The organism is bacterium, from assembly GCA_021371935.1.
GTDB lineage: Bacteria > Armatimonadota > UBA5829 > UBA5829 > UBA5829 > UBA5829.
In genome coordinates this window covers 32,984-54,756 of the sequence record JAJFVF010000012.1, presented here as the reverse complement: position 1 = coordinate 54,756, position 21,773 = coordinate 32,984, and the positions used below count along the sequence as shown (strand labels likewise).

Annotated in this window: 16 protein-coding genes; 8 read left to right on the top strand and 8 right to left on the bottom strand. The window is 51.7% G+C overall.

The window, feature by feature from the left end; genetic code table 11:
• Positions 1 to 153 precede the first annotated feature (153 nt).
• The gene (locus LLG46_08990; protein MCE5323431.1) at positions 154 to 954 is read left to right on the top strand and encodes a hypothetical protein; all 801 of its coding nucleotides are present in this window, start codon (positions 154 to 156) and stop codon (positions 952 to 954) included.
• On the opposite strand, the gene LLG46_08985 is transcribed toward LLG46_08990, so the two are convergent.
• The 3 genes from LLG46_08985 to LLG46_08975 all read right to left on the bottom strand — a co-directional run bounded on the left by LLG46_08985 (position 948) and on the right by LLG46_08975 (position 7,412).
• Positions 948 to 3,122: a hypothetical protein gene (locus tag LLG46_08985; protein MCE5323430.1), complete on the bottom strand. Its 2,175-nt coding sequence runs from the start codon at positions 3,120 to 3,122 to the stop codon at positions 948 to 950. The two genes, LLG46_08990 and LLG46_08985, sit on opposite strands and share 7 nt — an antisense overlap.
• 110 nt (positions 3,123 to 3,232) lie before the next feature.
• The gene (gene mrdA, locus LLG46_08980) at positions 3,233 to 5,074 is read right to left on the bottom strand and encodes a penicillin-binding protein 2 (GenBank protein MCE5323429.1); all 1,842 of its coding nucleotides are present in this window, start codon (positions 5,072 to 5,074) and stop codon (positions 3,233 to 3,235) included.
• Between the two features lie 16 nt (positions 5,075 to 5,090).
• Positions 5,091 to 7,412, bottom strand: coding sequence for a penicillin-binding protein 1A (locus LLG46_08975; protein ID MCE5323428.1), 2,322 nt, complete (start codon positions 7,410 to 7,412; stop codon positions 5,091 to 5,093).
• Positions 7,413 to 7,538: 126 nt separating this feature from the next.
• On the opposite strand from LLG46_08975, the gene queD reads away from it, so the two are divergent.
• The 3 genes from queD to LLG46_08960 are packed head-to-tail and all read left to right on the top strand — an operon-like array spanning position 7,539 to position 9,615.
• The gene (gene queD, locus LLG46_08970) at positions 7,539 to 7,901 is read left to right on the top strand and encodes a 6-carboxytetrahydropterin synthase QueD (GenBank protein MCE5323427.1); all 363 of its coding nucleotides are present in this window, start codon (positions 7,539 to 7,541) and stop codon (positions 7,899 to 7,901) included.
• 11 nt (positions 7,902 to 7,912) lie between these two features.
• Positions 7,913 to 8,641: a 7-carboxy-7-deazaguanine synthase QueE gene (locus tag LLG46_08965; protein ID MCE5323426.1), complete on the top strand. Its 729-nt coding sequence runs from the start codon at positions 7,913 to 7,915 to the stop codon at positions 8,639 to 8,641.
• The gene (locus LLG46_08960) at positions 8,638 to 9,615 is read left to right on the top strand and encodes a 2-hydroxyacyl-CoA dehydratase (GenBank protein ID MCE5323425.1); all 978 of its coding nucleotides are present in this window, start codon (positions 8,638 to 8,640) and stop codon (positions 9,613 to 9,615) included. The genes LLG46_08965 and LLG46_08960 overlap by 4 nt, the downstream gene beginning before the upstream one ends.
• A 70-nt stretch (positions 9,616 to 9,685) precedes the next feature.
• Here the strand turns inward: LLG46_08960 and LLG46_08955 are convergent, their stop codons facing one another.
• Positions 9,686 to 10,159 (bottom strand): hypothetical protein, encoded by a 474-nt coding sequence (locus LLG46_08955; protein MCE5323424.1) that lies wholly within the window; start codon positions 10,157 to 10,159, stop codon positions 9,686 to 9,688.
• A gap of 190 nt (positions 10,160 to 10,349) precedes the next feature.
• The gene (locus LLG46_08950) at positions 10,350 to 11,153 is read right to left on the bottom strand and encodes an RNA methyltransferase (protein ID MCE5323423.1); all 804 of its coding nucleotides are present in this window, start codon (positions 11,151 to 11,153) and stop codon (positions 10,350 to 10,352) included.
• A 94-nt stretch (positions 11,154 to 11,247) separates the two neighbouring features.
• Between LLG46_08950 and LLG46_08945 the strand changes: the two genes are divergently transcribed.
• Positions 11,248 to 11,430 carry a tautomerase family protein gene (locus tag LLG46_08945; protein ID MCE5323422.1) on the top strand — a complete coding sequence of 61 codons (183 nt, stop codon included), beginning with the start codon at positions 11,248 to 11,250 and terminating at the stop codon, positions 11,428 to 11,430.
• Positions 11,431 to 11,764: 334 nt separating this feature from the next.
• Here the strand turns inward: LLG46_08945 and LLG46_08940 are convergent, their stop codons facing one another.
• On the bottom strand, positions 11,765 to 14,236 hold the full coding sequence (locus LLG46_08940; GenBank protein MCE5323421.1) for an AAA family ATPase: 2,472 nt from the start codon (positions 14,234 to 14,236) through the stop codon (positions 11,765 to 11,767).
• Between the two features lie 202 nt (positions 14,237 to 14,438).
• On the opposite strand from LLG46_08940, the gene LLG46_08935 reads away from it, so the two are divergent.
• The 3 genes from LLG46_08935 to LLG46_08925 all read left to right on the top strand — a co-directional run bounded on the left by LLG46_08935 (position 14,439) and on the right by LLG46_08925 (position 17,618).
• Complete coding sequence (locus tag LLG46_08935) at positions 14,439 to 15,638, top strand: helix-turn-helix transcriptional regulator (GenBank protein ID MCE5323420.1); 1,200 nt, start codon at positions 14,439 to 14,441, stop codon at positions 15,636 to 15,638.
• Between the two features lie 66 nt (positions 15,639 to 15,704).
• The gene (locus LLG46_08930; protein ID MCE5323419.1) at positions 15,705 to 16,571 is read left to right on the top strand and encodes a hypothetical protein; all 867 of its coding nucleotides are present in this window, start codon (positions 15,705 to 15,707) and stop codon (positions 16,569 to 16,571) included.
• Positions 16,572 to 17,618, top strand: a complete 1,047-nt coding sequence (locus LLG46_08925; protein MCE5323418.1) for a hypothetical protein — start codon at positions 16,572 to 16,574, stop codon at positions 17,616 to 17,618.
• A 64-nt stretch (positions 17,619 to 17,682) separates the two neighbouring features.
• On the opposite strand, the gene LLG46_08920 is transcribed toward LLG46_08925, so the two are convergent.
• Both LLG46_08920 and LLG46_08915 read right to left on the bottom strand, forming a co-directional pair.
• Positions 17,683 to 19,488 carry a hypothetical protein gene (locus tag LLG46_08920; GenBank protein ID MCE5323417.1) on the bottom strand — a complete coding sequence of 602 codons (1,806 nt, stop codon included), beginning with the start codon at positions 19,486 to 19,488 and terminating at the stop codon, positions 17,683 to 17,685.
• 281 nt (positions 19,489 to 19,769) lie between these two features.
• Entirely contained in the window at positions 19,770 to 21,722 is a 1,953-nt protein-coding gene (locus LLG46_08915) for an arginine--tRNA ligase (protein ID MCE5323416.1), read from the bottom strand.
• Positions 21,723 to 21,773: the final 51 nt, after the last annotated feature.

Genomic DNA, 21,773 nt, shown 5'->3' with positions numbered 1-21,773 from the left:
AGGTTTGCACAAAAGTGGCACTGGGTAACAAAAGCGAGGGTACGCAGTGCGAGAGGCTTGGCCCGCATTATTCACGAAGATCGTGAATAATGCTCTCGGAGCCTCATTCGCCGACTATGCCCGATATTCAGTTATTCATAAGGAGGCACCGAGATGCGACTTTTCGTAATGGTTTGCGCCCTGACTCTCGCTTGTGCGGCTGGCGTCTTAGCAGCCGACTCATGTTGTCCGAGCAATACTTGCCCGACTGTGACATGTCCCAGCAACCCATGCGCCGTTTGTCCGTCGTCAGCGCAGGTGCAATCGGTTGACAATTGTCTGATGTGCACTTTCGGTCTGACTCAACAGCAGCTGTGTGACCTGCGCAATCAAGGCTACAGTGACAAGGACATAGCCATAGCAGCGGCCATTGCCAAAAAGGCTTGTGTTTCAGTCAGCGACGTGCTGGCGAGTTACTGCGAGTGCAAAGACTGGAACAGCGTAGCGGCCAAGTATAATGTCTGCCTGGCGGACATGATTGCGATAGCAGACAAATGTCTCTGCCCGTCTGAGACAGTCGGTGCGGGTCCATGCGCCTGTTATGCTATTTATAACAAGACAGGCAACGTGCTGCTGACGCGTGCGGAGGTGTTCAGGTATTATGCGATGGGTTATGACTGGATGGACGTCGCCCTTGCAACAAATATAGCGATGGAGACCGGTTACCCCATCGGCCATACGCTTATGGACATCAGGCGGGGTGTGCTATATGAGGAGATTGCGGTGATGCAGGGAGTGCCGTATAGTGTAGCGTTCAATTTTACATGCTATCCATTCCCGAGGCAGAGTATTTACAGCGCAAGCATCCAAGAGAAGAATATGAGCAAATTTGCTCAATATCAAGTGCCGGGCAAATGTGCCGGGGCAGGGCCCTCTACCATGATCACCCTGCCGGCGTTAAGACCCAATTACTGATTCGTTGCTTCGGGCCGGGAGATATCTCTCGGCCCTTTTGTTTGTTCAAGGCTAAGCAGACGAACGGCGGGCAGCATCCATAGTACCACAGCGCACGTTGCTGCAGCGAGAACACCCGAATCATTAAATGCAAATGCTCCACATATGCCTATGAAAGTCCCGACCATTGCGGCTTTTTCATCCCTCGGGAAAATTTCCAGCGCTTTGCGGCTGACTTGCCACAGCGCAAGTAGATATCCGATCAGACTCAGTGCAAGCAGTCTGCTCCACACGCTTGTTGCCAGCAGCATGAAGTTTAGCGCCATCTTGCGCTCGGCGATCCAAAGAATATCGCTCCCACTGCCCGATGCGCTGAGTGCACGGCCGACATGTGACTGTGAAGCTCCACCGCGCAGCAAGTCGGGTCCGAATAGCGCACCAAACGCAATAAATACTACCAGTAATGCAACAACGAATGTGCGCCAACCCGGCCATTTGCCGCGCCGTGCAAGCAGTGTTGCACAGAGCGCAAGTGCTGCAGCAAGCGCTCCGCCAAGGTTTACGCCCAGGTTCGGCGCTCCAATAAAGACAAGCACCAGCACATATACAATAATTGCGGCCATCCATTTTTTCCACGCCTGAGCATTCCATGCGGCAAGCACAATCCCCATGCCGATGATCGATGAACCTAGCATGGTTCCCATAAGTTCATTTCCGATGCCGTAATACCGCGCGCCCTCAATCATGCCGTATCCGGCGACTGACGATTTGATAAGAGGCGCTCCCCGCACCAGATCGACCATCAGACTCACGACAACAATTCCGCACAGCCATCCCATTGCCCTTACCGGATTACGGAAGAGCATGGAGCATACGAGCACAATTGCTGCTGTGATGACGATCAGCCATATTATTGTGCCGACCAGTCCGCCGGAATAGACAAGCGGCAGATAGAGCATAGCAATTGGGATAGCAAGTGGCACCAAGGCGACCCATGCGGCAAGCTTTTTTACCGGACGCGACACTCCGAGGACAACTGCAAGCGTCACCAGGATCACTGCCACGGACTGAACTATACTTCCTACGCGCATAGCAGGCTGCCTTTGGTCCTGCTTGGCCGCATCCAGGTTCAACTGAAGGAGCTTACTGATATTATTGTTCTGCTTCACAAATTTGAACGGCCGCCCACCCATCGGCTGCTCAGGTTCGACTCTGAGAAGTGAGATGATCGTCGGGGCTACATCGCTGATCGTAATGAGCCCTGGTCGGCGCGTTGACGGCGAGGTCAGTGTGCCGACTCCAAAGCCTGGTCCTTTAACGATTACGGGTGCCAGTTTTTCTTCATCGATATCGCTGAAACTGCGCGAGTTGGGTGAGAGCACAATCAGAACGTCTTTATTGAAATCGAGTTTTGCAGTCAGTTTCGATATGAAATCGTCCAGATGGTGTACTGACTGACGTCTTAACATGGCTGCCTGCTCATTCGTGCAAGAGTCGGCATATATATCTGCGCGGGATGTGTCTCCGACGTCTATCACGATAAATCTGCATCTGTTCGCTGCCTGGTCGAACTCACTCATCAGAGCTGCCTGGTCGGTTCGAATGCCGTATGGTGAGTCCGAGTCGACCAGAGCCAGACTTGGTAAGTCGATATTGCCGAGGTCGACAATGCCATTTTTGTCCATTGCAATCGCTACGGCCTCGTGGTGCATTTGGCCTGGAATGTCCGAGTTTCCGATCACGGCGGTCTTTATCCCAGCCTCATGCAAAGCCGAGCCGATAACGCCTGGGTGCGCCCTGTAAGACGCCTCTTCATTGGCTCGCAGTATCTTGCCGATTTCAGTGTGGACTATCCGAGCATCCCCATAGTCGAGCGCGGTCCTCGATTTATATATGCTGCCCGCGCGAACGCCATTTATCAGGCAGTCCACACCGGCTGCACGGCGAGTTTCCGCTCCAGCCACGGCCAGCGTGCCTGCACCCAGGCTCACGCAGCCGGGTTCCATGCCGGGTTTGTCTACCGGATCGATATCTTTACTGGCTCTGCCTGTGCGCACGTTCATAAGCGCAGCTGACCCGCTGTGCATCAGGTCCCACAGGTGCGGGAAAGCAGGATCGGCAATATCCCTAATGCTTATGCCGCCCGCAACAACGAGCACCACACGCCCTTCAGTCTGGTCAGCAGCCATGACGCTGGTGCAGAGTGCAAGCGCAAGTATGATTATAATCGGTATCCTTATAGTCAGGCTCCTCGCATATAGCCAAATATAAAATACAATATACTAAATATCAAATCAACTCAGTCTCCGCTGACTGAGACTTTCTTCTCTTCAATTTCGCCAATCTTCTTTTTACCGAAATATACGTCCATGATGGCGCGGCAGACGGGCGCTGCGGCGCTGGCTCCATGGCGGCCATGTTCGACTATGCATGCGACTGCAATCTGAGGGTCTTCCAGCGGTGCGAAGCAGACGAACCATGCGTGGGCGGGTCCTCTGTTTTCAGCCGACCCGGTCTTACCGGCGACAGTGATGCCGGGGATATTGCACACACGACCTGTTCCCTGGGTAATCGTAGCGCGCATTGCCTGCCGGACCAGTTCAAAATCCTCATCAGAAGCATCGACACGGCGTTTAATATACGGTTTTGTGCGCATTGTCACTTTGCCGTTGCGGTCCAATACTTCATCCAGCAGATAAGGCCTGTAGACCTTGCCTTTGTTTGCAACTGCCGCAATTGCCACAGCCATCTGAAGTGGGCTGGTCTCGACATATCCCTGGCCTATTCCGCAGCTCGGAGTTTCGCCGGGATACCATTTCTGCTGTTCCGGATGGTTCTTAAAACGTTTTTTCTTCCAGGCGGTGGAAGGCATTGTGCCCACGTGATTGTCTTCGTAACGGCTTTCATACGGCAGATCGATGCCGGTTGCCTGGCTGATACCGAACTGTTTGGCAACTTTTGCCATTCGGTCGATGCCAAGTCGCAGAGCCAGTTTGTAGAACCAGACATCACACGACTCAGCAATAGCCCTGGTGAACGTCACACCCCGGCCGTGGACTTTCCAGCAGCGGAATGTACGCCCGAAGTGAAAAGATCCTGGGCAGCTGACCGTGGTGTTTTTGTTGCACTGATGATATACCAGCCCGGCAATCGCCATAATCGGTTTGAATGTGGAGCCTGGCGGATAGACATTATATACACTTCTGTTCTGTAGTGCTCGCTCACGGGTTATTCTGTCCCAATCGCTGCGTTTTATTCTTTTGACGAAGATATTGGGGTCAAACGAAGGTTTGCTGACCATAGCCAGCACGGCACCTGTTTTAGGACTGATAGCCACGACTGCGCCGGTCTGTTTGCCGAGTGATCGTTCAGCGGCGATTTGAAGGTCTCTGTCGATTGTAAGTTTGAGAGTCTTTCCAGGTGTCGAGCGTTTCTCACCTAATATTCTGACTGCCCGACCCATGGCATTGACTTCGATTTGTTTACCGCCGTCTTGGCCTCGGAGCAGGTCTTCATACTCCCGTTCTATGCCGGACTTGCCTACATAATCGCCCGGCCTATAGTCTTTATTCTCTTTTTTCGTCTGGGCGAGCCGTTCCTCGCTTATCTCACCGAGGTAACCCATCACATGAGCCACCGCCTCGCCGTCGGGATAGTTTCTGAGATTGTCGAGTTCGACGCTCACACCCGGCAAATCCATCCTCATCTCACCGATACGTGCAACGGTGGCCAGCGGGACATCGACCTCGACTCTGACGGGTGAGCCGGGTCTTGCTTCACCTTTTCTCATGCTCATTTGGAGCCTGTCTTCAAGCTCCACTGGGGTAATGGCAAGGATACCGCATAGGGTGTTTATTGCATGCTTGTCTTTTTTGAGGACATCCGGCGTCGCCAACACCACAAACTGTGGACGGCTTGTGGCAAGCACCCGGCCTTTTCGGTCGAGCACGGTCCCTCTAGGGGCGCGCGTGCGCAGGAGCTTGATGCGGTTTGCTTCGGATGCTCTCATCAGCTCATTGCCGAGTGCGATCTGCAAATACCACAGCCGCGCAATCAAGATTAGGAAAAGGACAACCGCAATTACAGCGAATGTATTTATTCTCGCGAGTTGGAGTTTGCGGTCTTCGGATCTACTTACCATTACGACTCACATGCCCCTATTCTCTCGGGTGGCTGTGTACGTTACACACCTGTGTCGGCACTTCATCAATTGGCACCAGTTTGCGCACAGACGGGCAGTTTCTCGTTGCCAGCATTCCGGTTTCCTTACAGACAGTTGCCGGGACGTATTGCGTATTGGGTGATGTATTTGTTCGCTGCGTATGCTGCTGCTTATGTTCGTTATACCAGTCACGTGTGTGGATAGTGCAATATGAAGTCGGCTCAGTGCCGCGGAGCATCTTTTCAGTATGAGTTGCCGGGCAATATCGGGTTGCTCGCATCTGGCTCTCATTGCAGATTTTAACAGTGACGACATCGGAATCGGTTTCAGTCACATCCGGCGATGGCTCCTCTTTTGGAGTATCGTCTTTATGTGTATCGGCGGCAGTCTGCTCTCGTTTTGGAGTGTCCTTGGCAGTGTCGCTAATTTTTACTCTGTTGGGTGCCTGGTTTTCATCCTGATGAATCTTGTCATAGATGGGCAGAGACTGGCTCATGAACTCTTTCCAGACGGGGGCGCATACGACTCCACCGAATGCGTGCCTCATAGGGGCATAGTTATCGTTGCCGACCCAGCATGCCGCGACCAGTTTGCCCGGCACATAGCCGATGAACCATGCATCTCTGTCATCGTTGGTTGTGCCGGTTTTACCTCGGGCATCGCGAATACTCTTGACTGCGTAGCCTGTCCCGCCTCTGCCGGTGACGACTGCCCTGAGCATCTTGTCCATTTCCGAGTTAACTCGCTCGGATATAACCCTGTTGCCCTCGGGCACGTAATCCTGAAGAATTTCACCACGACTGTTTGTCACACGGATTATCGAGCATGGGTCGACATGAATGCCTTTGTTTGCGAATGTTCCGTATGCCGAAGCAATCTCTATAGGTCGCAGTCCGCCTATGCCGCCGATGGCAGTGGACAGATAAGGCTCCAGGTGAGAGGCTATTCCCATCAACTCGGCATATTTGATCACGTTATTGATTCCGACTTTTTCAGCCACCTTGATAGCCGGTATGTTGATCGACCTTGCGACAGCCGACTCCATCGTCACCCAGCCATGATATTTGTTGTCGTAGTTTTTTGGTCTCCATGTGCCGCCTGTGCCGTTAGGATATGAGACGGACTCGTCCAAAATTCTATCGGAGGGCTTCATTCCAGCCGCAAGTGCAGCGGTATAGACAAACGCCTTAAAGGCGCTTCCCGGCTGCCGCTTGGCCTGAACGCATCGATTATACTGGCTGGCCGGGTCCACACTGCCGACCATGGCTCTCACATAGCCTGTGGCCGGCTCAATCGCAATAAAGCAGCCCTCACTTACGTGACGTAGTTTCTCATGTTTTCTCACACCGTTGCGCAGCGCATCCTCGGCAATCTGCTGCATCCTATAGTTGAGGGTCGTATAGACTCTGAGGCCGCCCTTAAACAGAACGTCATCGCCGTATTTGTCTCTCATCTGCTTGGTTACGTAGTCGATAAAATGCGGGGCTTTGTATGTATTGCGGCCCTTGGTTCGCCTTATGACATACAGTTTTTCGGCCTTGGCTTCGTCCCTCTGCTCGGGAGTGATATATCCCTGCTCGGCCATGGCATCCAGGACGACGTTGCGCCTGCCGACGGCTGCGTCTATGTCTTCATGAGGTGAATAGCCGGAAGGCTTTTGAGGCAGACCGGCCAGCATAGCGCATTGAGCGAGGTCGAGCCTGCCCACGTCCTTACCGAAATAGACACGTGAGGCAGCCTGCACACCGAACGCTCCGCTGCCGTAGTATACCTGGTTGAGATATAGTTCAAGTATTTTGTTTTTAGTGAAGTTGCGCTCCATGAGGATAGCGAGCACGGCTTCCTGTATTTTTCTGTTAAGGGACTTTCTCTGTGTAAGATAGACGTTTCTGGCAAGCTGCTGGGTTATGGTGCTGCCGCCCTGAGCGAGTCTCTGGCCTCGGACATTCTGCCATACGGCGCGCGCTACACCTTTCATGTCGATCCCGGAGTGGTGATAAAACCGTTTGTCTTCGATTGCTACGGTTGCATTGCGCAGGGTTTTGGGGATATCGTTGAGCGGCACGTTGGTACGGTCCTCGCGGTATATCCTGCCGAGGATGACATTGTCGCTGGAATAGATGATCGTCGCTTCCGGCGCTTCGAAGTCTCCGACTTTCGGCAGAACATTGGACAGGTTGATAAACAGTCCAAGCGCTATTCCCACAGAGGCGCTGATCCCAAGCAGAATCATCACCTGCAAAATAGTAACTATGGATCGCAGTCTGCTGCGCTTACTGCGAGTTGATTCCGTTCTTCGCGATGACGCGGATTTCATATTCACCTTTACTCCCGATTCGCACTAAATTATAGGTTCGCACGCATTCAGGTGTCAAATCAATAACCCACAACTCCTAAATCATATCTATGATATAATCTCTTATGTTCAAGGAGCGCCAATTACATGTATGAGATTACCATAGAAGATAGTTTCGACGCAGCTCATCGCATTCCCGACTACCAGGGCAACTGCAGCAGGCTCCACGGCCATACATACAGGGTGCAGGTGTGTTTTCGTGTAAAAGACCTGGACTCTCTGGGCATGGCCATAGACTTTCGCAGAGCCAAGCAGATACTCAAAGCTGCTCTAGATTACATGGACCACCATTATATAAACGAATTGCCGGAGTTTTCGGATCAAAATCCTACAGCAGAAAACATAGCTCGGTTTATATACGACCGCGTAAATGCCGAAGCCGATTCCGTACAGAGCGTAAGTGTTTGGGAGACTCCATCTTCCTGCGCAACATATTATCGGGAGGATTGACATTGACCGATGTGAATCAGCCCGGCTGGTTGTGCGAGATATTTACCTCTATCCAGGGTGAGGGCATCTACTGCGGCCAGAGACAGACATTTGTCAGGCTTGCCGGATGCAATTTGTCATGCAAGTATTGCGATACGATGGGCTCACGCGACCCGAAACCTGCGCTGGCAAGAGTCGAACTTGGGGCAGGTGGTCAAAAATTCGATGAATTGCCTAATCCTATCGACGCCGAAACAGCAATCAAGGCATGCCGTCGGCTCGGGTCGAAAGTCGCGGCGCTTACGGGCGGAGAGCCCCTTGTTCAAGTGGATTTTCTCTCACATTTGATGCCGGGGCTAAGCGGCGCCGGGATTACTACATATCTTGAGACCAATGGGATTCTGCCGGACGCTCTGGCTCGTGTTGTGCAACACACGGATATTATTGCGATGGACATAAAACTGCCGAGTGCATGCGGAATGTCGGAACTGTGGGATCTGCATGAGAAGTTTTTAAAGATCGCCGCTCAAAAGCAAGTGTTTGTGAAGTCGGTAGTAGCGCCCGTCACGCCGGATGACGAGGTTATCAGATGTGCGGCGTTGATAGCATCAATCGACCGTGAGATTCCTCTTGTGATCCAGCCGATCAGCGGCGTGCGCTTCGATGCCTCATCACTGATCCATATGCAGGAGACAGCCATGGATCGGCTTGCGGATGTCCGAGTGATACCGCAGTGCCACAAGATACTCAATTTGCCATGAAGAAAATAGGAATTACATCCACCATACCCGTCGAGGTCGTTTATGCTGCAGGCTGCGTGCCTGTGGACCTCAACAATATTTTCATAACCTCAGAGCAGGCTCCCGCCATGGTTGCGGAGGCTGAGTATGACGGCTATCCCCGGAATGCATGCGGATGGATCAAGGGCATCTACTCTGCGGCAAAGAGAGCAGATATCGATGCGCTGATAGCGGTTGTAGAGGGCGACTGCTCACAGACTCAGGCTATGGTCGAGACCCTGGAGATAGCGGGTATCGAGATTATCCCGTTTGCATATCCATATGGACGCGACCGCGTGCTGCTGCGAATGGCGATAGACAAGCTGATCGACCGTCTGGGAACCACATGGGATGCCGCACATGAGTGGAAAGCGCGGCTCGACAGGATCAGACGAAAAGTATCCAGACTCGACGAGTTGACCTGGCGCACAGATGCCATATCTTCATTTGAAAACCATTATTATCAGGTCAACTGCAGCGATTTTATGGGCGATCCCGACGCATTTGAGTCGGATATCGACAAACGCCTGGCTGAAGCCGATTTACAATCCACGACTCACAACTCACAACTAAAGCTAGGTTTTGTGGGCATCCCGCCCATCTTCACTGACTTCTATGAATATATCGAGAGCCTTGGGGCGAGGGTAGTGTTTAATGAGGTCGTTCGTCAGTTCGCCATGCCGTATGAGACGGCCGATCTGATAGAGCAGTATGCCGCCTACACCTATCCATATGACGTATTCGGCAGAATAGAGGATATCAGCCGTGAAATGGAAAGACGTGGTCTGGAAGGTCTGATCCATTACACTCAGAGTTTTTGTTTCAGGCAGATTCAGGACTTGATTATACGCAGTCGGATAGACATTCCGATATTGACGATCGAGGGTGATGCTCCGACAAAGCTGGACGCGCGCACAAAGGTCAGGATAGAAAGTTTTGTAGAGATGCTAAGCTGAGCTTGATCTTGGCGTAAACACTCATCAGAGCCGTCTGAATGGCACTGGCAGGCCTACAAAACACAGGAGATTAACGGGCAACGCTCACTGTATGCTCGGAATGATCGTCCATTATAGCGATCACACTCTCTTCCGTTATTCCAAGGACAGCCGACACCTCTTCTGCAAGCAGTTTTTTTGCTCTTTTGAGCTGATGCTGTTCACTAACTTTTGGATAGCGAGATTTCGGCTCTGTCACTCCGCGGCGTATAGCGCCTGCAAGAGCGATTGGATCACCCCAGGTAAGGTTTCGCAGGCCATCATCTTTTGGCACATCTTCATCACCGGCCAGAATGTGAAGTGCTTCTTGGATTTTATCCGGTGTTGACACGGGACGAAGTCCAAGTTCATCAGCAGAATCGACAGGGACGAAGATTGTTGAGCAAATAGATGGCTTGGGGATAACGTAGTATTCGCGGGACTGGCCGTCCTGTTCACGACGTTCGATGGCATCAATTATTCCCACGCCATATCTAGGGTGCAAGACTGTATCACCGACATCCATTAGGAAAACAGTTTCCTTTCGTCAAGTCGCGCCGGGATTTCCGGGCTGGGAGCCCGAGGCACAAAACCCGTCCGAGAAGTATTTCGGCGCGGACTAATGGTGGAGTAATGAAAATATTATATGCATATGATACTACGTTATGTGCGCAAAGTCAAGTTCCCAAATGCGAATATCGGCGACCCTGAATGGTTCATGGTCTACATCTCTGTCTCACTGCCTCGTACATCACAACACTTGCTGCCACTGCGATATTGAGCGAATTTATCTTGCCAACCATAGGAATTCTCACCACCATATCAGCCACCCGGCGCACTGTATCCGATATGCCGGTATGCTCATTGCCGACCACAATCATCGTGGGTTTTGTAAAGTCGACTGAGGTGTATGGCATGTCGACATTTGCCGATGTCCCGATCACCTGCAGTCCTCTCGCATGGGCGCACTCGATAATTTTTGCCGAATTTTGATGGATGCAAATCGGCACAGTGAAGACCGCCCCTCTTGAGCCGCGGACAACACGACGGCTGAACGGGTCGGTAGTATTAGCTGCAAGGACGACTCCGTCAATTCCTGCGGCATCCGTCGAGCGAAGCAGCATACCGAGATTATCTGCGTTCTCGCAGCTCTCGACCATTTGGACCAGGGGGCACTCAGCGGAAAAAACATTCTCCAGCCCGACCACCCTTCTCTCAACAATTGCCAGGCACTCTGGTGTAGGTTTGGCGTCGAGAATTTTTGCCAGCAATCCCTCAGTGCACTGATATGCATCCACACCGGCGGATGCAGCTCTTTCGATCAGGGCTTGTGATTCCTGTGCAGCCGAATACTTATCAGTGAATATTACCGATTCGACCCGGCCGCCATAGTCAAATGCGCGTTTGACCAGTTCCTCCCCCTCCGCAAAAAAGAGACTGTTTCGCCTGCGCCCATCCTCTCCGACAAGCTCACGCAGCAGTTTTATGAGGGGGTCTTTTTGTCCTGATATACTGTTCATTTACAGGTAGTCTAGCCCTGCGTCGAGCATAATGTCAAGCCGTATTAGGTGATATAATGATTTGAGCAATAGATCCATAGAGAGGTAGACAAAAATGCCCGTAATCACATTCAATGGAAAGACATTAACAAAAGAGCAAAAGGCTCAACTTGCGCAGGAGTTCACAGAGACAGCCTCCAAGGTGACCGGCATCCGCAAAGAGGCATTTGTTGTGCTTATCCGCGAGTATGATCGAGAAAATATCGGTGTAGGCGGAGTTCTTCTGGCTGATAAATAGTGATGAGGTTGTGTGTGGCGGCTTTGGGAGCCGCCACACTTCCATAATAATTACAAACCGGTAAAAAGAGTATCGCGTCATTGTGTCAAGTAAATTACGGCCTTGAACTTGTATTAGCCCGGATTATGCGCTTGCCGCATAATCCGGGTCTCTGAGAGTATTATTCACGTTCCTCGTGAATAATACGAGCTAGAGATATGTGTTCTGAATACGGAATTCAGACCGAGACGTGCAATTTACATAGCGTAAATTGCTTAGTGGAATTGTTAAGGCCGGAAGTCACCTCCGGCTCATCATCATCCAGCACTCTCGAATGTCTTACGCCCAAAATAATCTAGATCTCAAATTGTTCCATGCTTGCCGCGGGCTCTTTTTCTTCTGTGGGGGTGGCAGTTTGTGGCGCGGCGAACTCTTTGACTGTCTGGGCGAGTTCCATCAACCTCTTATTGACCAGGAAATGAACGCTTCCTTCAGGATATGTGCCATCGGCAGCCTTTTCCCCAGCCGGAATTCCTGTGATTATTTCGATCCCCTGATCCACTGTCTCCACCGGCCAAATATGGAATTTACCCTCATGCACCGCTTCAACTATCTCAGGCTTGAGCATCAGGTGCCGGATATTGGAGGCCGGGATCATTACACCCTGATCGCTGGTGAGTCCCTTGGACTTGCAGACAGCATAAAACCCCTCGATCTTGCGGTTTACTCCACCTATAGGCTGGACCTGTCCGTGCTGGTTCATGGAACCCGTGACGGCGATGCCCTGCTTGATCGGGATGTCGGCTATGGCTGATAGTAGCACATAAAGCTCGGCGCATGAAGCAGAGTCGCCCTCGACCTCGTCATAGAGCTGCTCAAATGCAATGGTAGCAAATGCTGCAATTGGCTTGTCCATCGCATACATGCCTTCCAGGTAGCCGGTGAGGATCATTACACCCTTGCTGTGGATCGGTCCACCCATCTCGCTTTCACGCTGCACATCCACTATCTTGCCGCGCCCAGCCGCTACCCTTGCTGTGATTCTCGAAGGCCTTCCAAACGAAAAATCGCCCAAGTCATATATAGAGAGGCCGTTGATCTGTCCGATTTTGGATTCATCGGCGTCGATCATAATTACGCCTTCGTCGATCAGGCTCTGGACTTTGTCCTCTATCATCCTTGAGCGGTATTCTTTCTGTTCCAGAGCTTTATCGACATGCTCGGCCATCACGATATCGCTGCCCTCTGCCCAATATGAAGCCTCGCTTGCCAGGTCTGATATGTCTATAAACCGGGTGGAGAGCCGACCCTTGTCTTCAATAACGCGCGAGCCGTAGTCAACTATCTTGGCCACGGCACTCTTGTGGAAAGGTTTGAGCTCAAGGTTTTTGCAGCAGTCGGCGACAAACGCGGCGTACTGCGCCACATGCTTATCGCTGCGCGCCATCTCTATATCGAAGTCCGCTTTGACCTTAAAAAACTTGCGAAATTCATCATCAAGGTAATAGAGCAGGTAATATATGTATGGGCTGCCGACCATTACTACTTTGACATCCAGCGGTATCGGTTCCGGCTTGATCGTTGCGACTGACATCAGCCCGTATTGGTCGATCAGGTTCTCGGGTGCGGCTTCTTTTGCCCGCATTACGCGCTTGAGGCCGTCCCATGAGAACGGGTTCAACAGCACGTCCAGAGCCTGCACGATCAAATACCCGCCGTTTGCCTTGTGCACTGCTCCCGACTTAATCATATTGTGATCGGTGCTGACGAACCCGAACCGCGATTTATATTCTATCTTGCCGAGCAGATTATTATACGTCGGGTTATTTTCACGTATCACAGGCGCGCCGTCGTGATCTTTTTGCGTAAGGAAGACATTGACCTTATATCGGTCATATGTGGACTCTGCCAATTCTTCGAAAGCAGGCGGCATACCCGGCTGTGTTTTCTTCTCCTGCGATCTAAAGTCATCCAGATGCTCGACTATATCATTTTCGACCTCATTAAGATAATCCAAAATGGCCTTGCAGTCACCGAAACCATTGCACATCTGATATTTAGCGCGGAGGTCTTCGAGGAGATGACCCACCGCAAAAAGTGCTATCTCACGGTCCAGATCACGGACTTTGTCCTGAGCTTCTTTTTCCAATCCCCGCGAGCGTGAGACGAACTGGTTTGTGCTCTCCTGCAGCTTTTGTCCGCGCTGTTTGATTTCCTGCTTTTTCTCATCCGGCAGGGCATCATACTCATCTCGGTTATATGCCCGGCCTTCGGCTGTGAGCGGGACAGACGCTATTCCGACAGGGGTTGCCTCTATGTTGAATCCCAGGTCGGCTGCTTCTTTTTGTAAATCGGCCAACAGAGCTTCGCGCCTGTGTTGAATATCGTCCATTATCTCGCTCTTGCGCTTGCCATAGTTTTCACTTTCAAATGCGCGCGGCAACTCTTCACGAGCAACTCTAATGAACTCATCCATGTCCTCCGCAAGCTCAGTGCCTTTGCCTGACGCTACTCCAATCGCTTTGGGATGATACGGGTCAGCAAAATTGTTGACATAACACCAGTCTTTAGGAGAGGGCTCATTTTTGGCTTTTGCATTTACATGCGAAAGCACACTGGAGTTTCTGCCCGTGCCCGGCTTACCGGCGACATATATATTAAATCCGTGCGTGCGTATTCCGAGTCCGAAGTCTACCGCGCTCACCGCGCGTTCCTGCCCCACGGTTCCTTCGATCGGCGAGATATCTGCGGTGCTTTCAAACCCGAGATCATCAGGGTTGCAAGTATGAGTCAACTCGTCTGCGGCCAGCTCTTTGATTTCGGCCATTTTTTACCTCCGCTATGATGTCTGAAGTGACTAAAGGATGTTTACCCAAGCGCATTCGGCCTGAAAACAAGCATGAGCTAGACCCGCATTATTCACGATGAACGTGAATAATGCTCTCGGAGACCCGGATTATGCGGAAAGTGCATAATCCGGGTTAGAGGTAATGGCCTAGCCTAAGTAGAAGGAAAATCTAGGGGGGTCAATGGACGTGTCTTTATGGAATGGCGTGTTTTGGAACCATATGGTCTATCCCGAACTGTCGTCTGATGACACCTATGACCCAACGCTCACGGTGTCCGGCGTCCATAAAGAAGCTCTCGGCGGCAGGTTTCCCGATTATGTCATCTGCCTGTGTCTGGATGACTACCACACCCTTTCGCCTGATGAACGGCGCAGCGCTCTGGAAGCAGTCAAAGACGTGATATCCTCACGTCTGCAGCCGTCACAGCGCATACTGCTCGGTTTCGCCCATGCCAACTCTCTCTATTGGTGCGGGATGCTGGGCGGTATGTCACAGCCGGAACTGATCGAGCACATAAAGTCGCTGCATAAGCAAATCAACGAGTCTGCATCACTGTCTGTGACCATAGGTCTTGCATTTTTGGCTGATGAGTCGATGCAGGCTTGGCGGTTGGCGTCGCAGCTTGCGGTTGTAGCCCAGCGCAGCAAAGTGCGTTTGGGCAGCAACCAAGTGTTTGTATACGATGAAAAGACAATGTCTCCATCTCCGTTCCTGGCGACATACTGGCGCCTGGGCAATAGTCTATACCGTCTCGTGCGCAGCGGCGATAAGTCACAGGTCGGTAATGTGATGTACGACGTATCGCACACACTCTTTACGTCAAGCTATTTGGGTCTGATTTACCTCCGCCCGATCCTGCAGAGTATGGTCATATTGATGGCGCAGGGGGCAATTGAGGTCGGTGTTGAATCGACCGAGGTCGCCCGTGATTCTGAGCGCTGCCTGAGCGAAATCTCGACGACATACGACTACTCTCGCCTGAAAGAACTGCTCGAAGAGGCTGCCGCCGGCTTTACTGCAAAGGTGCATGCAAGGTTTCATTCATCAGTAAATCAGCTCTCTTGCATTGCGGACTCGCTCATAAAGGATAATTTGTACGATCCTGAGCTTAGCCTGCACTACCTGGCGCGCAAGTTGGGAGTGAACGCCTCATACCTGAGCCGTGCATTTAAGAAAGCCATGGGAGCCGGAGTGGTCGAGCATATAAACCGGCTTCGGATAGATGAAGCAAAGCGTCTGCTGCTGGATAATAACCTCTCCATCACCGATATAGCGTTCCGGGTCGGTTTCGGAAGCGTGCAGCACTTCGGAAGGGTTTTTCGGGCAATCGAGTGCACCTCGCCGAGTGAATATCGGTCAAAACATGTTCATTCAGGGTAAAGCCCTGTGTTGCCGCTGTTTCAATAGTCACGCTAGACTGAGAGTGGTGAACTTATGGAGGCGGCGATGGACACACTCACAACTCAACTCAAATCATTTTCAAAGACTGCTGGAGCCGATCTTATCGGAATTGCTCCCATAGAGCGTTTCGGCGGCATCCCAGCCGAGCATCACCCTGCTTCGATTCAGCCCCATGTGCGGTCGGTCATTGTTATCGGCAAGCGGATTACACGCGGCACGCTCCGCGGGATCGAAGAAGGCACCCAGTTCGACAACTATAGCCTCTATGGCAACGTCTGGCTTAAGTTGCGTGTATTGGCGACCGCCACGTTTCGCGTTGCCGAGTATATCGAAGACAACGGCTGGGAAGCTGTTCCAATTCAGGACCTGCCCATTGAGACTCCGCCCATGGGAATCGCTGTAAGGCCGGATCAGCCTGCGCCTAACGTTATGGTCGATGTTACGGATGCGGCGGTGCGCGCAGGGCTGGGTGAAATCGGCTACTGCGGAATGTTTCTGACCCCGGAGTTCGGTCCCAGACAGCGTCTGCAGATGATCCTGACCACAGCGGAGCTTGAGCCCGACGATATTTTCGAGGGCAGCGTATGCTCTCACTGCAAGGAACACGTAAAATTCTGTCCCAACGGTGCGATAAGCGCTGAAGGCGAGAAGACGATCACAATCTGCGGCAAAGAGATGCTCGTGGCATCGATAGATGACACAAAGTGCCGCGAATGCAAAAACGGTGCAAATCCGAACTGTGACTATCCTGCAGCCAAAACGGAGCGCTATGGAGCACTGTGCACACGAAGCTGCATCGACTATCTGGAAAAGGAATGCCGCCTTACAAATAAACTCAACAATCCGCTCAGAGTGCGAAAGCCATGGGCTGTTGTGCATCAGACGCGTTCGCTCAATCCGGAGTATATGTAGATGACGGTGCTCACAAAAGAGAAAATTAAAGAGTTCGCATATTCTCATGGGCTTGACCTGGTTGGTGTGGCGAATATCGAGCGGTTCGACGGCGCGCCTGCCCGCATGCATCCTGCATCCATCTTTCCCGAGGCGCGCTCGGTTATAGTAGTGGGCAAACGAATCATTCACGGTGGATGGCGAGGCATAGAAGAGGGGACCTACTGGGCGTCATACAGCACGTTCGACTACTGCGGTCTGCTGAATATGCAGTTTATCCAGATTCCATTATATGATCTGGCGTGTCTGATAGAGGATCATGGCTGGGAAGCTGTTCCATATTACTCCGGCGCATCTGAGATCCAGCAGGACATACCGCCGCTGCGAGAGGGCGGTGTGCCTCCAAATGTGCACCTTGCAATTCGCATAGCGGCTGTTGCCGCCGGGTTGGGAGAAATTGGCTGGTCCAAGGCGCTGTTGACCAAGAAATATGGTCCGCGTGTCCGAGTGCATGCGATTATCACAGACATGCCGTTGGAGCCTGACCCGTTGGTTGAACCGGGTTCGATCTGCACCAGGTGCATGCAGTGCGTCAAGGGTTGTCCCGGCGCCATTCCTCACATAAAGGAAGGCAAATCAGTTAAGGTAACGATAGAGGACAAGACCTATGAGTGGGGCGATGTGGATATGGGAAAATGCACACTCATATATCATGGCGGTGACTCGCGCGTCTCCCCATTCATCCACAAGAGCTTTCCAGGTTGGAATATGGACGTTACTGCGCAGGAGATGAGCGAAGAAGCCGCCTACAAATTCTGCTGGCCGATGTCGACAGGCGCATGGAGGGCATCGTCCGAGTTTCCTTCCGGCTATATCATAGAGGGCCATGCCATGCTGCAGAGATGGGGTGATATGGTCAGCTATGGAATTGGAGCATCGCGCGGATGTATGCGAAGCTGCTTCAACTATCTGGAAAAGCATGGTCTGGTCGAGCAGACGTTCAAAGACGGTGATTTTATCAAACGTCCTCGATGGCTTTTGCCTTCAAAAGTCGAGAAGAAAACCTAGATAACAAAAAGAGGAACCTGGGCTGTATCAGGTTCCTCAATTCTTCCTGGTTATCTTGTGACGCCTACCTGGATGCGAACCGTGACAGAAATACGCTTGCCTGATGATACACACTTGCGTCTATCACCGTCCTGCCGTTTACGATATACGGCGCCTCGCTTATCTGCATCTGTTTGCCGTTCACTATTGCGACTTTGCTGCCGATCTTGAGATCGATCTTCATATCGCCTGACATTGCCGTAACGGTTTTAGTCTCGCTGTCCCAGAACAGGATTCCGTTGAGGTTATTATATAGGTCACGCAGCTTTACTTTGCCTGAGGCTGGGGCTATTTTCTTTTCGAGTTTAGCGCGTGTGTCTTTCTTTAATGGAGGTGTGCATGCATAAACTCGATTTGAAGCCGACTCAGAGTTGATATCTTTCACGAACGGCACAGCGGCGACACGGACAGGTTTCGGCTTTGCAGCGACAGGAGCTTGCGGCTCTTGCGCGGAATTCGTGCCGTCACTCATCTCAGCTTTCATACTTTCCGAGCGGATCATAGCTGCCGGAGCCATAGCCATTCTGGTCACATTGCCGACAACGGCTTCACTGGATTGCAATGGCTGCTCCGGTGAGCCTGAGGCCTGCGTAGCTTGCAGGATGATTGATTTGGCTGTTGCGGACTGAGACATATCGACCGGTGCAACTGGTGACACATATGATTCAAGGTGCTGGATAGGCTCAACGCTGTTAGCTGAAATGACACCCTGTATGGACTCGACTGCTTCGGAGCGCACTGTCGGAAGCTGCGTGTCTATTACTTGGTTCGGCTTTGCACTCACCGCCGGGATAGATATTTTTGCCGGTTCAAGTGCGGGTGCAATCTTTGCAATTGTCGGTGCCTGGACAATAATAACTGGCTTTGCCGCCGAACTGGTTTTTGGCTGATATGATTTCTCGACATCATGCTGCTTCACTGCAGGTGACGCAACGGAAGCTGCTTTTGCCTTAGGCACAGATGCAACGGGCAGTGAAGGCGCTGCCGCACTGGCGGAAGCACTGACATCGAGTTTCGCTCTACCTGCGCTGTTTCTTGTTGATGGCGAGGATACCGAGGCTGACGACATAGTCGGGACTGCTTCAGCAGGAGCCTCATCATATATTTCAGGGTTTGGATGGGACTTCACATTCAGGGCAGCTACAACCGGCTTTTCGACGCCATTTTTGAACGCAACCTGCACGACTGCGGCATCGCTCTTATTGCCCGCTCCATCAAATGCGAATGACCTGATCTCATGGTCGCCGTCAGAGTAGCTTGTTGTGTCCAGATCATAGTCATACGGCGGCCTGTTCTGCACCAGCTTGAGAGATTTGTCCACTAGCAGGCTGACCACAGGCGGCTCGCCGCTGTCATCGTTGGCATTGAGCTTAAGAGTGGTTATGCCTTTTAGGACATCACCATCTTTTATATTGGTGAAGCGAACGGTCGGCGGACGAAGATCATATCTATAATTGCCTACGGTACCGGTGCTTCTTACAGTTGATAGAAGATCACTGCCCGCATAGATTTTAACAGCCAGGTTATGCGGTCCATCGGAGTAGTGTGCTGTGTCCCACCAGAATGAGCATACACCTCGCGGCTCTGGTCGCGCCAAGATCTTTTTGGCATATAGTTTGCCGTCCACCCAGAGTTCGAGTTTGGTCACATTGAGGTCAGAGTGTGTGTTATAGCCTACGGCCACTTCTATATTACGAGTCGTAAATGTCTGGCCGGGCTGCGGAGCAAGCCATGTGCCGACTGCCGCCTCGGCCGCGGACGCAACCACGGAAAGTGTCATACACATCGCCACTACCAGGCTCACTATTCGTCTGATTTTCCTTTTGTCCATAACCATTTTCCTCACACTCCGCCCACCAGACTCTACCATGGAAGTGTATGAAAGTCAACAATTGCAGCGGGTGGGTCCCTTATTGAAGGAGCCAGGCTTGTGTCATTCCCGCGAAAGCGGGAATCCAGACACTCTGCTTTCATCGTAGGGTCGGTTCCTGGATTCCCAGTCAAGCTGGGAATGATATATGAGCTTCACCTTAGTTTTGGGACTCAACCCAGGTTGGCGGCCTTATCGGCTGACAATACTTTAAGAAAAATTGAGTCCTTAAGCGGTTACGGTTATATATGTTCCAGCGGTATGATCCCCAGCGCATCCAGGCAGTTTGCCATACTCTGGCGGAAAGTATCCACCAGTGTAAGGCGATAAGTGCGCAAAATGGGGTCCTCGATCTTGATGAATGGTGTCTGCTGAGGGGCATCCGGGTCAGGAGTTTCATAGAATTCCGTGAACACCGTAGCAAGCTCGAAAGCATAGTGAGCAAGCGGGGCAGGAGATAGTTCTTTTCCTGCCTTTTTGAGCACTGAGCCGAACTCATCTATTTTCTTTATCAAGTTTTCTTCCGGCACGGTTATTTTGTCTGGAAGCAGCAGGCTTTTTTGCGCATGTGTGGATATGCCGGGATGTGCCTGGACGGCTCTGGCAAGGATGCTGCATGCCCGCGCGTGAGCATATTGGCAGTAGACGCCGGTATCTCCCGTGGTGCGGAGCGCCTCATCGAAGTCGAAGACAATCATCTTGCCGGTCGATATCCTGGACATGAAGTATCGGATTGCCGATGCGGCAAGGATGTGTGCATTCTGTTCCTTGTTGACCTTTTCCGATAGGCGCTTGACCATAGTGTTTATCAGGTCGTCGCCCTTTACCCCGAGTCCTTTGCGCCCTGACATAGCCTGAGTTCCCTGGTCCTGTGAATCGACTTCCATTCCAAGCTCTGCTGCAGCAGCATTTGATAGGACCACGACCTCGTAATCCAGATGCGTCGAGTTCCTGGCTTCTTTTTTGTATCCGAGTTTGCGCAGGCAGCTATAGACTATCTGCTGCGGATAGCTCTGGCGTACATCGATTACGTTTATAACCTTTTCCGCTCTGCCGAACCGATCCATGTCGACACCGTCCGGCGCTGTGGTCCAGAGTTCATTACCGTTTGGCTGAATTCCCCAGAGCTTGTATAGAAAATCACGACCGAGCACGCCGAACTTCCACATCTGGTAAGCGATATCTTTGCCGGTGTATGTGACGGTTCCATTCGAGCGGACGAGCACTTTGTCCTCGCTTTTAAGCCCATTTTCGGTCTGGAATACTCCTCGCCCGAATTTCACGACCCAGCAGCCTGCGTTTGGACCTTTGGTTTCATGGACTATGGCGCCGGATGATTTGAGCAGCCCGAACGCCTTCTTCCAGAATCCGCGCAGAAAAATGTCAGATTCCCAGTTCAGGAGGTCATAAAAGACGTTCAGGCGACTGACTGTCGCCAGGTGCGCCTCGACTATCTTTGTGGCAACCTCTTTTGCAAACTTTGCGATGGCGCTATTTTGGCTCTCGACCGCATGCAGGATTTCAGCACGTTTGGCTTTAAGCTCCTCATCGTTCTCATATGCCTGAGCCACACGCGAGTATACTTCCCAGCACCAGTAGTCGAACGATTGAGACTTGTCCCACTTTGCCCAGATAGCGCTCAGATCATTGCCGCCCTGATACTTTGGCTCGTCCATATAAAGCATCGCCACGACCACATCCGCGACCTGAACGCCCGTGTCGTCAATATAATTGCATGCCTCGACTTTGTAGTTGAGCTTCTTCAAGATTCGGACCACGCTGTCGCCGATGATTGCGTTGCGCAGGTGCCCGATGTGCATGGCTTTGTTTGGGTTCACATTTGTATGTTCTATCAAAACCTTGCGCATACGCCCGACATTTGAGCAGCCATATCTTTCGCCTTCTTTGGCCACCTGGTTGATGATGGACTTGACATACTCAGGATGATTGATCTTGAAATTGAGATATCCCGGAGGCGTGACAAGAATTTCGCTGACAAACGGGAGCTTTACCTGCTCAAGTTGTGCTTTGACGTCTTGCGCAATTTGCATAGGCGCGCGCTTTTGTATCTTGGCCTGTGCCAGACATACTGCAGTGGAAAAATCTCCAAACTCGCGTTTGGGTGGAATATTGAAAGCAACCTCCTTGGTGGAGAGAATCTTGTTAATTGCTTTTGCTACAACGTCTTGAATCAATTTGTGAACATCCCTTCAAAAAGTGCCTGAATATTATATCACACGGGCGAT